This window comes from Pseudoalteromonas sp. SR41-8, from assembly GCF_014163915.1.
In the GTDB taxonomy this organism is placed as follows: domain Bacteria; phylum Pseudomonadota; class Gammaproteobacteria; order Enterobacterales; family Alteromonadaceae; genus Pseudoalteromonas; species Pseudoalteromonas rhizosphaerae.
In genome coordinates this window covers 123,691-137,441 of sequence record NZ_JACJEE010000013.1, presented here as the reverse complement: position 1 = coordinate 137,441, position 13,751 = coordinate 123,691, and the positions used below count along the sequence as shown (strand labels likewise).

The window sequence follows — 13,751 nt, the reverse complement described above, 5'->3', positions numbered from 1 at the left end:
ATCGTATTATCGTATTATCATCAGCAAGCAATACAAATGAGTTTATTTCATCAAGTTTTAAACCCTTTTTGAAAGAATTAAAATCGTAGGGGTATCTAAAATTAGGCCCAGCCCATGCATGAACTTCTTCTTCATTTGAAAACCATGACATGATTTCTTTTATGTGGGTATTTCTGACGTGAGTTAACAACATAACCACTCTTACTTAATCGCGGGAAGTACGATGTATTCCATTTTAATTGATAATAAACAATACGTTATAAATATACCAAACGCAATTAGATAATAACAATAAGGTACTTTTTGCTTATGCTAATTGCTACTCCATCATTCACTTAGCCTCCCGTTTAAGTTCAGCTGTTTTCATATTTATGGCCATAAAAACCATGCGAACACCCATTTACCTAATAAAGTTACAAAGATAAAATAAAAAATAATTGACTGATAATTATATATAAAACAATAAACACCACATCCAATTAAACAAATTTAATACATTTTAGCTGCAATAAATTAAACACAGTAGTTGACGCAACATAAAAATTACACTAGCCTTTCTGGAAGCGCTTCCACAGGAATTAACACAAGCCACTATGGAAGCGCTTCCACACACAGTGATACCGCCGCATTTTTGTGGTGAGTAAATAATAATGATAACAGTACGAGGGAAGTCTAATGTCCAAGCATATTTTAATGAAAACAAAGTTAGCCACCAGCTTATCTTTGATTTTAGGTGCCGCAACCACTATGTCTACGTTTGCCGCCGAGGTTGAACAACAAAGTGAATTAGAAGTGATTCAAGTCACCGGTTTTAAAGGCAGTATCAAAGAATCAACTCAGCTTAAGCGTTACTCATCTGGGGTTGTTGATGCCATTTCTGCTGAAGACATTGGTAAATTTCCAGACACTAATTTAGCTGAATCGCTGCAACGCATTACCGGTGTTTCAATTGACCGCAGCAATGGTGAAGGTTCTAAAGTGACAGTGCGTGGTTTTGGTCCAGATTATAATATGGTGACATTAAACGGACGTACAATGCCTGCGGCCTCTCTTCCTGCTGGTGGTGGTGCTCCAAACTCTCGAGCTTATGATTTTGCTAATCTTGCCTCAGAAAGTGTGAAATCAGTGGAAGTATATAAAACAGGTAAAGCAAGCATCGCATCTGGTGGCATTGGTGCAACCATTAATATCAATACCGCTCGTCCACTTGATAACCCTGGCCTAGTTGCCAATATTGGTGTTAAAGCACAGCACGATACAACTAACCGTGTCGGCGATGACGTTACTCCAGAAATTTCAGGGATCTTTAGCTGGACAGATGAAGATGCTAAATTTGGTGCTTCACTCACAGCAAGTATGCAACAGCGTGATAGTTCAGCAACCGGGGCATTTGTTGGCGAATGGCGCACCACAGAATATGATGGCACCATCCCTCAAGCAGCAGATGACATTGTATTAGAAAATGCTCCTGCGATGGGCCAGTATTATTCAATGCCATCAGACTTGCGCTACACCATTGCAGATCGTGAGCGAACTCGTACTAATGCTCAATTAACATTGCAATACAGCCCAATTGACTCGTTTACCGCAACACTTGATTATACTTACTCACAGCAAGAGTTATTTGAAGCACGTGCAGAGCAATCAATTTGGATGGACAACTATAAAACCCATTTAACATTTGATGACAATGCTGTTAAAACACCTATTTATTACCGTGAAGAACGCCGCGACTTATCCACTCGCGACTTAGGCTTAGCATTACAAGAGCAAAATCAAGTAAACGAAAATAATTCAATCGGTTTAAACCTTCAATACTACTTTAGTGATCAACTGAACTTTACGTTTGATGCCCACAGCTCAAAAGCCACCAGCAAACCCGATGCGCCTTATGGTAGTTGGATAAATGCAGGCTTAGGTGCCAATGTCGTGGCCGCACAACAAGTTGACTTTAGCCGTGACTTACCCTCTATGGTAATAGATTTCGATGACTGTAGTCGCACAAATCTAAACTGCTCAGGTGCGCTTGATCAAGCTGATGTAGGTAGCTCAATTTTAGATGCAAACTTTGCAAGTCAAGAATCAACCGTTGATGAATTTCGACTACACGGTAGTTATCTCATAGACAACGGCAGTATCGACTTTGGTATTGAGTCACGCTCAATGGAAAGTCACTCTTTACAATCGCTAACACGTAATACAATGGGTAACTGGGGCATTGAAAACCCTGGTGAACTACCCGATGGCTATTTAGATCCAACTAATTTTTTAGCCGAATTTGATGATTACGATACCAGTGGTTCGTTTGATCAAGGCTTTACCGGTAGTGCTTCACAGATTGGTTACTGGGCGGCAGATCAATACGGGTTCAATTTTGCGGCTGATGGCGCGTTTGCAACAAATCGCACTATTGAAGAAGATATTCAAGCGGCATTTGTACAATATAATTACAGTAACGAAATCAATGGTATGGTATTTAACCTTGTGATTGGTGCGCGCTATGAAACAACCGATATTACCTCAACTGCTAATATTGATTTACCTGATGCAGTTGCATGGGAAGGTAACAACGACTTTAATGTGCGTTACGGCACCAATAAAGATGACTATTCCTTGAGCTCAAGCTATAACCATTTTTTACCTAGCTTAGATTTTAACATTAACGTTATTGAGGATGTGACTCTTCGCGCCTCTTACAGTACCACTATTGCCCGCCCTACTTACGACAATTTAAGTTCTGCGGCAACGGTAGGTGTACCTACCGGCCCTTCGATCATTCCAGGCACCACTAATGCACCAGCAGCAACTGGTAACCCTAGCCTTGTCCCACTTGAATCGAATAATTTTGATGTATCTGCTGAGTGGTACTTCACTGATCTAAGTTATGTGTCGATTGGTTACTTTAATAAAAAAGTAGATAATTTTATTGGTCTATCACCAATGACTCAAAACTACTACGGCTTACGCGATGCATCTGCGGGTCCAAGAGCACAAGCAGCCAAAGCAGAGCTTGAGGCACAAGGTCTTGCGTTTACTGATTCAAATTTATTCCAAATGGTCGCTGCAATGGAAAATGGTGTAGCATTTGACTCGATGAGCTATGAAGAATTTGAAGCCGCTTACGACGTTCTACCAAACAGTGATGACCCACTGATGGACTTTACGGCACAAGTACCAACCAACAGTAAAGATGCCAAAATTGATGGTTATGAATTTGCCGTACAACACTTCTTTGGCGACACGGGTTTTGGCTTACAAGCTAACTACACCATAGTAAATGGTGATATTGATTATAATGTAGCCGCTGATCCAACCGTCACACAATTTGCCCTTGTTGGCTTAAGCGACACAGCTAACTTTATAGCCATGTACGAAAACGATAAGTTTCAGGCGCGTATCGCCTATAACTGGCGTGATAAATTCTTAAACAGTGCTGCCCGTTACGTTAACGAGCCGGGCTTTACAGAAGAGTATTACCAAATTGATTTTAATATTGCTTACAACTACAGTGAACAAATGTCGTTCTTTGTCGAAGGGCTTAACATTACTGAACAAAATATGCGCCAACATGGCCGGTATGAAGCACAGTTATGGAATTTAGAACAAAATGGTGCACGCTATAATATTGGTATGCGTTATAACTTCTAAGCAAGGGTTATTGACTCATTAACGCCATGAGTATTAAGCCGCTAGTTGTTAGCGGCTTTTTGCGTTGCAGGTTAATAGCAATTTTATTAAAACAACAGAGCACACAATGAATAATAAAATACAACACATTGTGGTATTAGGTGGTGGCGCAGCAGGTTGGCTAAGTGCAGGGCTATTAGCCGCTGAACACCCTAAAAAAAAGATTACCTTAATAGAGTCTGCAAACATTGCTATTTCAGGTGTAGGCGAAGGCACTTGGCCGTCTATGCGCAATACGCTCAAGCGAATTGGTATCGAAGAAATAGATTTTATACGTCACTGCGATGCTTCATTTAAGCAAGGTTCAAAATTCATAAACTGGCGTAACATAAATATAGGCGAAAACTACTATCATCCGTTTATGACTCCCGAAGGCTATTTAGAAACCGATTTACACGCTTACTGGCAACATCATGCAAGCACTCAAAAATATGCCGACGCCGTTAATATGCAAAGTTTTGTTTGCCAAGCAGCACTTGCACCTAAGCAGTTACACACACCAGAATACGCGGCGGTCACTAATTACGGCTATCATCTTGATGCCGGTAAGTTTGCCACATTTTTAAAACACCACTGCGTAAAAAAACTCAATGTGCATCATATTATTGATGACGTCATCGAAGTAAAAAATAGTCATGACGATTATATTCATTCACTCACCACCATAAAGCACGGTGACATAGACGGCGACTTATTCATTGATTGTACCGGTGCTCGGGCGCGTTTGATTGGTGAGCACTATGGCGCAACGCTTATCACACAAGAGCATATTCTTTTTAATAATAGCGCTATCGCTGCACATCTCCCTTATAACGATAATCAACAAGAGATCGCCTCAGCCACTTTATCAACGGCGCAGCCACATGGTTGGATCTGGGATATTGGTCTACCGAGTCGTCGTGGTATTGGTTATACCTATAGCGATAAATACTGCGATGAACAAACCGCTGTGAACACCTTAAAAAGCTATGCTGCGCTATCTGTTGGTGAACAAGTCGCCGAGCAAATACAAACTCGCAAGCTGAGTTTTATTCCTGGTTACCGCACACAGTTTTGGGTAAAAAACTGTGTTGCTGTTGGTATGTCGCAAGGTTTTATAGAGCCACTTGAAGCATCAGCACTGGCGATGGTGGAGCTTTCAATCAGCATGTTAAGTGAACAAATGCCGCAAAACCGTACTCATATGGACTTGCTGGCTAAACGGTTTAATGAGCGCTTTAGTTATCGCTGGCAGCGAGTAATCGACTTTTTAAAGTTACACTACATATTAAGTGAACGTGATGATAGTCAATACTGGCGTGATATAAAAAAACCATCGAGCATTCCTACTCGTTTGAATGAATTGCTGGCAATTTGGCAATATCAACCACCAAGCAGGTTTGATTTAATTGAAAACGAAGAGGTATTCCCCTCTGCCAGCTATCAATATGTATTGTATGGAATGGGCTTTCACACGCAAAATACAACAGCAAAAAATGCCTTTAATAACGCTAAAGCTGGGCAGTATTTTTATCAGCAAAACCGTGAAAAAATTGCCAAATACTTACAAGGGTTACCAACAAATCGCGCATTATTAAATCAACTTTTAAACAATAAGGCTTAACCTGACAATGACACACAACAAACCTATAAAAAATGTGGTGATCGCTGGCGGTGGTACAGCTGGTTGGATGGCTGCGGCTGCATTCAGTAAACTCGTTGGTAAAAATATCAATGTCACCCTTATCGAATCCGACGACATTGCTACGGTTGGTGTTGGTGAAGCTACTATTCCACCGATCCGCACTTTTCATAAATTACTTGGCATAAATGAGCAAGCATTTATGAAAGCTACCCAAGCAAGCTTTAAATTAGGGATCAGTTTTGAAAACTGGGGCGAAAAAAACACCGATTATATTCACTCATTTGGCATGACGGGCAAAGAATGCTGGGCAGGTGAATTTCATCATTTTTGGCTACACAGCTTAACATTAGGACTTGAATCCGAGTTTGGTGATTACTGTTATGAACTGCAAGCAGCTAAACAAGGTAAGTGTGCTTTTAATCAGCAAAATCCAATTAATTATGCATTTCATATGGATGCGAGTCGTTATGCATTATTCCTACGTGAATTTTCAGAACAACTAGGGGTTAAACGTCTAGAGGGAAAAATAATCCACGTTAATAAATGCGCCACTTCGGGCTTCATAAACAGCCTAACTCTTGCAGATGAAAGTATCGTAAATGGTGATTTTTTTATTGATTGTACCGGCTTTAATGGACTACTTATTGAACAGGCTTTGCATACCGGCTATGAAGATTGGTCACACTTACTGCCGTGCGATAGCGCAATTGCAGTACAAACTAGAGCCATTAGCGATGATATAGTGCCTTATACCCGCTCAATAGCACATGATGCAGGCTGGCAGTGGCAAATTCCTCTGCAACAGCGCGTAGGTAATGGTCTAGTGTATTGTAGCCGTTATTTAAACGATACTGATGCAAAGCAGCTTTTACTCAGTAATATTCAAGGTGAAACTCTCACTGAACCCAGAGTAATTAAATTTAAAACTGGCCGCCGCCGCAAAGGCTGGAATAAAAACTGCCTTGCTCTGGGGCTTGCCAGTGGCTTTGTTGAACCACTTGAATCTACCAGTATTCATTTAATTATGTCGGGCATTATTCGCTTTATCCGGCTATTTCCATTTGATGGTATTACCGAACAAGCAATCCACGAATACAACAAACAGCTAAAAAGTGAGATTGAAAATATTCGTGATTTTATTGTCTTGCATTATAAAGTCACTGATCGCACTGATAGCGAATTTTGGCGTCATTGTAAAAATATGGAAGTGCCTGATACCCTTGTTCATAAAATTAGTTTATTCAAAGAAACTGGGCGGGTATTTTTAGATGACGGCGATATTTTTAGAGTCGACTCATGGGTGCAAGTAATGTTGGGTCAAGGTATCAAACCCAAACAATACCATTTAATTGCAAGCCTGATGAGTGATGATGAGTTAAGCCACTTTCTGATCAGTATCAAACAGCAAATTACTCAACGCGTGGCACAATTGCCAACACATAAAGCGTTCTTACAACAATATTGTTCTGCGGAGTAATCTGAGTGAGCATAAAAAGCCCTTTAATCACGTAAAGGGCTTTGCACAACAAAACAAAATCAAAGACTAAGTTAACTATCTGGGCAGATAATTGTTGCCTGTTTTGCTCCCTCTGGCACAAAGTTGATATTCGCCACAGAAACCGAACCGTTACCCGTGCTCTGTAATGAAAATGGGCTAATCACTCTTGAAAAATCAACGCCTTGCTCAGTAAAGCAGGTTAAGTCTATGCTGAGTGTTTGCCATCTATTTAATGTAGCCTTTTTGAGTTCTGCGCTGATATCAACACGTCCACCACAACCATGCTCGCAACTCATAGCAACAAATAATGGAGCAGCAAATTCGCTATTTATCTTGTAATCAAAACTCAGCGCTGAGTTTGCTTCGATATAAGCCACTTTATCTTCAGTGAAGTTACTATTGATTTCGGCTGTAGTAAGGCCTATACCTGTAAATACAAATGCCATTGCATCTTCTTGAATATTTTTATCTTCAGTACGATAACTAATACCTGCTAATTCAACGCTATTGCTAGCTACTTGAACTTGCTGCTGTGCTGACTTTAAAAACAATCGCCATGGATCAGTCAGCACGCCATTAAAAATAGCCATATTAAGCAAACTAGCTATATCAACACCTGAGTCTTCATTTAAATTATCTGCCAGGGTATTTTTATCTGTATAGGTTAAACCAAAGCCATAAGGAAATAGTGGCGAATAGTCTACATCATCTTTATTTACTGCGGTTTGCAGTGGTGATTTTGGCCATGAAAACGACAATTTACCAGTAAAGTCATGCTGAATATCACCTCCTGCGTCAGTTAATAATACATCGGCCACACCTTGTCCTTCTGTACCCGGTAGCCATGCGGCGACAAACGCATCAGAGGCATTTAACTCAGCGTTAACCCACATTGGTCGACCTGAAATGAATACCGATACGACCGGCACGCCTTTTGATTTAAGCTGTTTTAATAACGCTAACGACTTTTTATTATTACGCTCAAACTCAAGATTATCCCTGTCACCGTGGCCTTCTGCATAAGGTTCTTCTCCAAACACCACAATCGCCACATCAGGTTTTTGTGTAAAGTGTCCATCAGGACTTAAAATGGCCTCTCCACCTGCGGCCGTGATCTGCGCTTTTAAACCCGCAAAGATTGACGTAGCACCAGGGAAATCGGTATTTTCGTTATTGGTGCCTTGCCAAGTAATACTCCAGCCCCCCGCTTGCTTAGCAATATTATCTGCGCCATCTCCGGCAATTAATACTCGTGAATTAGCCGCTATCGGCAAAGTATTGTTGTTGTTTTTTAATAACACCAGTGATCCACGCACAGCTTGTCGCGCAATATCGCGGTGCGCTTGCGCGCCAATTAACTGCGTTTTACCTGAGAACTGACGTTTTGCAGGGCTCGGTTTATCAAATAAACCCGCTCTTAGTTTGACTCTTAAAATACGCGCAACAGCATCGTCAATTCGGCTCATGGCAATTTCACCGGCTTTCACTTGCGCTATCGTATTTTCATAAAGTGGTTTCCACGCCCCCGTAGGAACCATAAAAATATCAAGCCCCGCGTTTACAGCCTGTGGGCAGCTTTCGTTACTACAACCTACAACTTGTCCGTGGCCATTCCAATCACCAACAACAAAGCCATCAAAGCCCATTTTCGTTTTCAGTACATCGGTAAGCAGGTATTTATTGCCATGATTTTTCTTACCATGCCAGCTATTAAACGACGCCATAACAGATTGACTACCAGCCGACAAACCACCAATGTAGCCTTGAGCATGAGTATCAAACAAGGCTTGCTCTGAATCGATATTGTTACCTTGATCGTCACCATCGACGGTACCGCCATCACCTAAAAAGTGTTTAACTGTGCTAATCACCCGCTTATGACTTAAAAAATCACCATCTGCATGGCCTTGCAAGCCGTTAACAATGGCAACTGAGTACCGGCGGACAATCTCTGGATCTTCAGAATACCCTTCATAAGTTCGACCCCAGCGGTCATCACGTACAACAGCAACAGTCGGCGCAAATACCCAATCAATACCAGTAACCATCACTTCGATTGCCGTCGCAGCGGCTATTTTTTCTATTAAAGCGGGATTATTTGCTGCGCCTAAGCCAATGTTATGTGGAAATAACGTTGCACCAATCACGTTATTATGACCATGTACAGCATCGGTGCCCCACATGGTAGGAATATCGATGCCATCAAGAGAATCGTCAACCGATGCTTGATACATCTGTTCAGCAAGTGCAATCCAATCTTGTGGTGTGGCATGTTTATTCGCGTTCGGAAATGAGCCTCCGCCATTTAAATACGAGCCAAAACCATATTTACGCATATCATCAGTCGTTATATCGCGGATCTCAGGTTGAATCATCTGCGCCACTTTTTGCTCTAATGTCATCGTCTGCAAGTACTGAGCAATCTTAGACTCAATTTGCGGATCAGCTCGAACCACATTATTCAGCTTTGGCCAAATAGCTAGCAATTGTTGCTGCTGCGTTTGTTCAACAGCTCTATTATTTTGAGACGTATCTTTATTTTCGCTTGCTGAACAACCAGCCAGAGTAACTAATCCAGCTAACAAACTTAGTGTAGGTAACTTAGCTGTGTGTAAGTGTGTTTTCATTTTTATATACCTATCTATTATCAACTCATTGCTGCTTAAAAGACTCTAAGTACCTGCTGTATTACAAAAGCGAGACCAAGCGGTTTATTCATCTAAGCAACGGTAGAACTATTTTTTGTCATCATTGAAATTAAAATTTAACTGTTGACCTGTTAAGAAATAGTCACTAACCTAAATATGGAAGCGCTTCCTTAAAGTCATTAAATACCATCTATTGGCATTAATCAAATTAAATATGGAAGCGCTTTCAGATATGTTAGCTTTAAAAGCTAAAAATAACAGCATCACGGACTATAAAAAGAAAGCAGAGGTTTTCTATTAATGAAACAATTATCTTTACCTAAACACTCGCCGCTACTGAGCAAAGACTTCACTTTTGGCGTAGCAACTGCTTCATTTCAAATTGAAGGTGGTGCAGCAGATCGTCTGCCATGTATTTGGGACACCTTTTGTGCTCAAGACGATAAAATTGCCGATAACTCAAATGGTCTAATCGCCTGTGAACACTACACTCGTTGGCCTCAAGATATTGAGTTAATAGATTCTCTGGGCGTTGATGCCTATCGTTTATCAATTTCTTGGCCACGCGTAATGCATCAAGATGGTAGTTTAAACCCATTAGGTGTGAAATTTTATACTGATCTTCTAGATGAACTTAAACGCCGCAACATAAAGGTATTTGTCACTTTATATCACTGGGATCTACCGCAGTATTTAGAAGATCAAGGCGGCTGGTTAAATCGTAATACCGCCTATGAATTTGCTCACTACACAGATCTTATTAGCAAAGCGTTTGGTGATCGTGTTTATTCATATTCAACCTTAAATGAACCTTTTTGCAGCTCTTATTTAGGGTATGAAATTGGTGTGCATGCCCCAGGTATTGTCGGTCGGGAATTTGGCCGAAAAGCTGCCCATCACTTATTACTAGGTCATGGTTTAGCGATGCAAATGCTGGCTAAAAATAGCCCACAGACACTTAATGGTATCGTACTCAACTTTACTCCCTGTTACCCGGTAACACAAAGTGACGCAGATCTTAAAGCCACAGCCTTTGCTGATGATTATATTAACCATTGGTATATGCGCCCTGTAATGACTGGCAAATACCCAGATATTATTGAGCAACTTCCAGCAGAGCAGCGTCCAGATATTCACCCCGGTGATATGGAAATTATTGCGCAGCCATTAGATTACCTTGGCGTTAATTTTTATACGCGTTTACATTACCAAGCAAGCGCTGATGATTTTTATGACGAGCGCCCACATCAAGGCCTATTAACTGATATTGGTTGGGAAATTTACCCGCAAGCACTTACTGAATTATTAGTATCGTTAAATGAGAAATATACCCTACCACCGATTTATATTACTGAAAATGGCGCAGCAATGGCCGACAAGATGATAGATGGTAAAGTTAACGATTCAGATCGCATAGCTTACTATCAGCAACACTTAAACGCATTGCATAACGCAACTGAACAAGGTGTGGTGATCCATGGCTACTTTGCATGGAGCTTAATGGATAACTTTGAATGGGCTGAAGGCTATTCAAAGCGATTTGGTATCGTTTATGTTGATTATCAAACTCAACAACGTACTGTAAAAGCCAGTGGCCTTGCGTATAGTAGTTTAATTACTAGCCGGTAAACTTAGCTAGTGCTCCTTTAAAAACAACAATAAGAAACACACAGTGAACAAAATTCCTTTATACGAAAAAATCGGTTATGCGATGGGTGATGCCGGAGCCAACTTAGTTTGGCGAGGTGCACTTGCCTACCTAGCAGTATTTTACACTGACACATTTGGCATATCGGCTGCGGCCGCAGCTATGTTATTTTTGGTGGTTAGGTTATCCGATGGTGTAACCGATATCATTATGGGAATGATTGCAGACAGAACCACCACTCGGTTTGGTAAATTTAGACCGTGGATTTTATGGTCTGCTCCTTTTTTAGGACTGTTCATGGTGTTGTGTTTCACCACACCTGATTTCAATGACACCAACAAGTTAATTTACGCCTACATTACCTACATAGGCTTAACGTTAGCTTATACGGTGAGTAACGTGCCTTACTCTGCATTAATGGGAGTAATGAGTCCAGACGATACCGAGCGCACGAAACTATCGAGTTTTCGCTTTGCCGGAGCCTTTGCAGGCGGTTTATTAGTGATGGGCTTTTTACCTGAACTGGTTGCTTATTTTGGCGATGGCGATAACGCCAAAGGTTATCAGTTAACCATGTACTTATTTGCAGCATTACTAATTGTTTTGATGGTAATCACTTTTGTTAGCACCAAAGAGCGGGTAATCCCCCACAAAACAACCAGTGGTAATTTAAAATCAGAGCTCAAAGATTTAACTAAAAACTTACCCTTTATTATTCTGCCATTATTGGCAACTACCCTGTTCTTTTATTATCGCGAAATCTACAGTGGGCTATTTTTTGCATTTATCATGACTATGATGACTGTTGTGATAAAAAAATTACTCAACAAAGATCATCAAAATCTAACGGGAACTCAACGTGATATGGTTGATTTGCTCACCAACAAGCCTTGGTTAATTTTATTAGGCATGGGCTTTTTGACCATGATGTTCAACGGTATAAAATATGGTGTAATTGCTTATTACTTTAAATATCAGGTTGGCAGCGAACTGATGGCAGGCCAGTACTTCGTTGCGTTATTAGTGGTGTCTATCCTCGGCGCTCTTGCCACTGGTAAACTTGCCGAACTAATAGGCAAACGTAATTTATTTATCATCTCTTTAATATTAAGTGGCTTATTAACCACAGCATTTTATTGGGTGCCTGCTGACAACATTGTTGCCATATTTACTTTTGGTTGTGCAGCTGAATTTTTTGCTGCCATGATGCCTACCCTGTTTTTTAGCATGTTAGGGGATGCTGCCGATTATTCTGAGTGGAAAAACAAACGCCGCGCCACGGGCTTAATTTATTCCGCAGGGACGTTTGTGCAAAAAACTGGCGGCGGTTTCGCTGGGGCATTAGTATTAGTGGTATTGGCAGGCTATGGCTATAACGGCATGAACGAAGCAACCATTACGCAATCATTACCTGGCATGCAACTATTAATGAGTTGGATCCCCGCAGCATTTGCTTTTTTAGGTGCCGCCTTGATGCTTATCTATCCGTTGACACCCGCAATGACGCAGAAAATCACGGAAGACTTGGCTTTTAGACGCAGTAATGTGTAAATTATATTTCATTATCAATACGTTTTTATAAAGTGCGAATAATAACGCTAGGAAATTAATGGCTACAATTTATCAAGTATCAGAACTTGCAGGTGTCTCTCTCTCTACGGTATCAAGGGTTCTGAACGACAATGATTATGTAAGTAAAAAAACCAAGAAAAAAGTGCTCGAAGCAATGCAGCAACTTGGCTATCAACCCAGTTCTATTGCCCGTTCTTTAGCATCGAGTCGTACCAGTAGTGTTGGTGTTTTAGTCTCTGAACTAGACGGCCCGTTCTTTGGCCAAATGATGTCGGCGATAGAGCAGCAACTTCGTGCCGCAGGTAAGCATGTTATTATTACCGCAGGGCACAGTGATGAAGACAAAGAGAAAAATGGCTTTGAATTTTTAATCAGTCGTAACTGTGATGCCATAATTGCCCATGTGGAAATAGTCTCGGACGAATATTTAATTGAACTTAGTAAGGGAAAAATCCCCATTTATTTAATGAGCCGTTATGTTGAGGAAATTAAAGACAACTGTATTAGTCTTGATAACGTTCTGGGCGGTTATCTTGCCACTAAAACGATGATCAATAAAGGGCACAAAAATATTGCTTATATTGCGGGTCCACAATTTAAAGTTGATGCGTCAGACCGACTCGTAGGACATAAAAAAGCGCTTGCTGAATACAATATAGCCTTTGATGAAAGCCTTTTTTACATTGGCGACTTTAAAGAAACCGGCGGCAATGATGGCTTAAAACATTTTATTGAAAATAAAGCGCAATTTAGCGCAATTGTCTGTGCCAATGATGAAATGGCCTCAGGTGCGATGAAGTTCGCCAGAGAACACGGTTTTAATTTACCGAAAGATCTCGCCATTATGGGCTACGATAACGTGATTTTCACCAATTACCTTTACCCGACTCTAACAACCATAGATAACCCAGTCCCAGAGATGGGCAGAATGGCGGCTAACCTTGTACTTAAAGACATTTACAAACGCCCTGGCATTACAATTAATCGTGTATTCCAGCCGACTCTCGTTTTAAGAGACTCCACGCCAGATATTAATTAATGCGGTAAAATCATTCGTTCACTAGGTTGAATTTT

7 protein-coding genes and 1 pseudogene are annotated in these 13,751 nt (G+C 40.8%); 6 read left to right on the top strand and 2 right to left on the bottom strand.

The window, feature by feature from the left end:
* A pseudogene (locus H5162_RS21260) lies at positions 1-193 on the bottom strand (GNAT family N-acetyltransferase); the annotation flags it as partial.
* 482 nt (positions 194-675) lie between these two features.
* Between H5162_RS21260 and H5162_RS10995 the strand changes: the two are divergent.
* The 3 genes from H5162_RS10995 (at position 676) to H5162_RS10985 (ending at position 6,788) form a co-directional block, all read left to right on the top strand.
* Positions 676-3,648, top strand: coding sequence for a TonB-dependent receptor (locus H5162_RS10995; protein WP_149980989.1), 2,973 nt, complete (start codon positions 676-678; stop codon positions 3,646-3,648).
* Between the two features lie 106 nt (positions 3,649-3,754).
* Entirely contained in the window at positions 3,755-5,290 is a 1,536-nt protein-coding gene (locus tag H5162_RS10990) for a tryptophan halogenase family protein (protein WP_182734308.1), read from the top strand.
* A gap of 7 nt (positions 5,291-5,297) precedes the next feature.
* Positions 5,298-6,788: a tryptophan halogenase family protein gene (locus tag H5162_RS10985; protein WP_182734309.1), complete on the top strand. Its 1,491-nt coding sequence runs from the start codon at positions 5,298-5,300 to the stop codon at positions 6,786-6,788.
* Between the two features lie 71 nt (positions 6,789-6,859).
* On the opposite strand, the gene H5162_RS10980 is transcribed toward H5162_RS10985, so the two are convergent.
* On the bottom strand, positions 6,860-9,436 hold the full coding sequence (locus H5162_RS10980; RefSeq protein WP_182759373.1) for an exo 1,3/1,4-beta-D-glucan glucohydrolase: 2,577 nt from the start codon (positions 9,434-9,436) through the stop codon (positions 6,860-6,862).
* Between the two features lie 321 nt (positions 9,437-9,757).
* On the opposite strand from H5162_RS10980, the gene H5162_RS10975 reads away from it, so the two are divergent.
* Genes H5162_RS10975 through H5162_RS10965 form a run of 3 tightly spaced genes read left to right on the top strand, consistent with a single transcriptional unit; the run spans position 9,758 to position 13,716 of the window.
* A complete protein-coding gene (locus tag H5162_RS10975; protein ID WP_182734311.1) occupies positions 9,758-11,086 on the top strand; it encodes a GH1 family beta-glucosidase in 1,329 nt (442 codons plus the stop codon).
* Positions 11,087-11,129: 43 nt separating this feature from the next.
* Positions 11,130-12,656 carry an MFS transporter gene (locus tag H5162_RS10970; RefSeq protein ID WP_182718893.1) on the top strand — a complete coding sequence of 509 codons (1,527 nt, stop codon included), beginning with the start codon at positions 11,130-11,132 and terminating at the stop codon, positions 12,654-12,656.
* Between the two features lie 58 nt (positions 12,657-12,714).
* The gene (locus H5162_RS10965; RefSeq protein WP_145233053.1) at positions 12,715-13,716 is read left to right on the top strand and encodes a LacI family DNA-binding transcriptional regulator; all 1,002 of its coding nucleotides are present in this window, start codon (positions 12,715-12,717) and stop codon (positions 13,714-13,716) included.
* The last annotated feature ends 35 nt before the right edge of the window (positions 13,717-13,751 follow it).

Excerpts from the sequence above, each read along its gene's own strand:
- H5162_RS10995 (WP_149980989.1), top strand. The coding sequence starts at position 676 with ATGTCCAAGCATATTTTAATGAAAACAAAGTTAGCCACCAGCTTATCT.
- H5162_RS10990 (WP_182734308.1), top strand. The coding sequence starts at position 3,755 with ATGAATAATAAAATACAACACATTGTGGTATTAGGTGGTGGCGCAGCA.
- H5162_RS10985 (WP_182734309.1), top strand. The coding sequence starts at position 5,298 with ATGACACACAACAAACCTATAAAAAATGTGGTGATCGCTGGCGGTGGT.
- H5162_RS10980 (WP_182759373.1), bottom strand. The coding sequence starts at position 9,436 with ATGAAAACACACTTACACACAGCTAAGTTACCTACACTAAGTTTGTTA.
- H5162_RS10975 (WP_182734311.1), top strand. The coding sequence starts at position 9,758 with ATGAAACAATTATCTTTACCTAAACACTCGCCGCTACTGAGCAAAGAC.
- H5162_RS10965 (WP_145233053.1), top strand. The coding sequence starts at position 12,715 with ATGGCTACAATTTATCAAGTATCAGAACTTGCAGGTGTCTCTCTCTCT.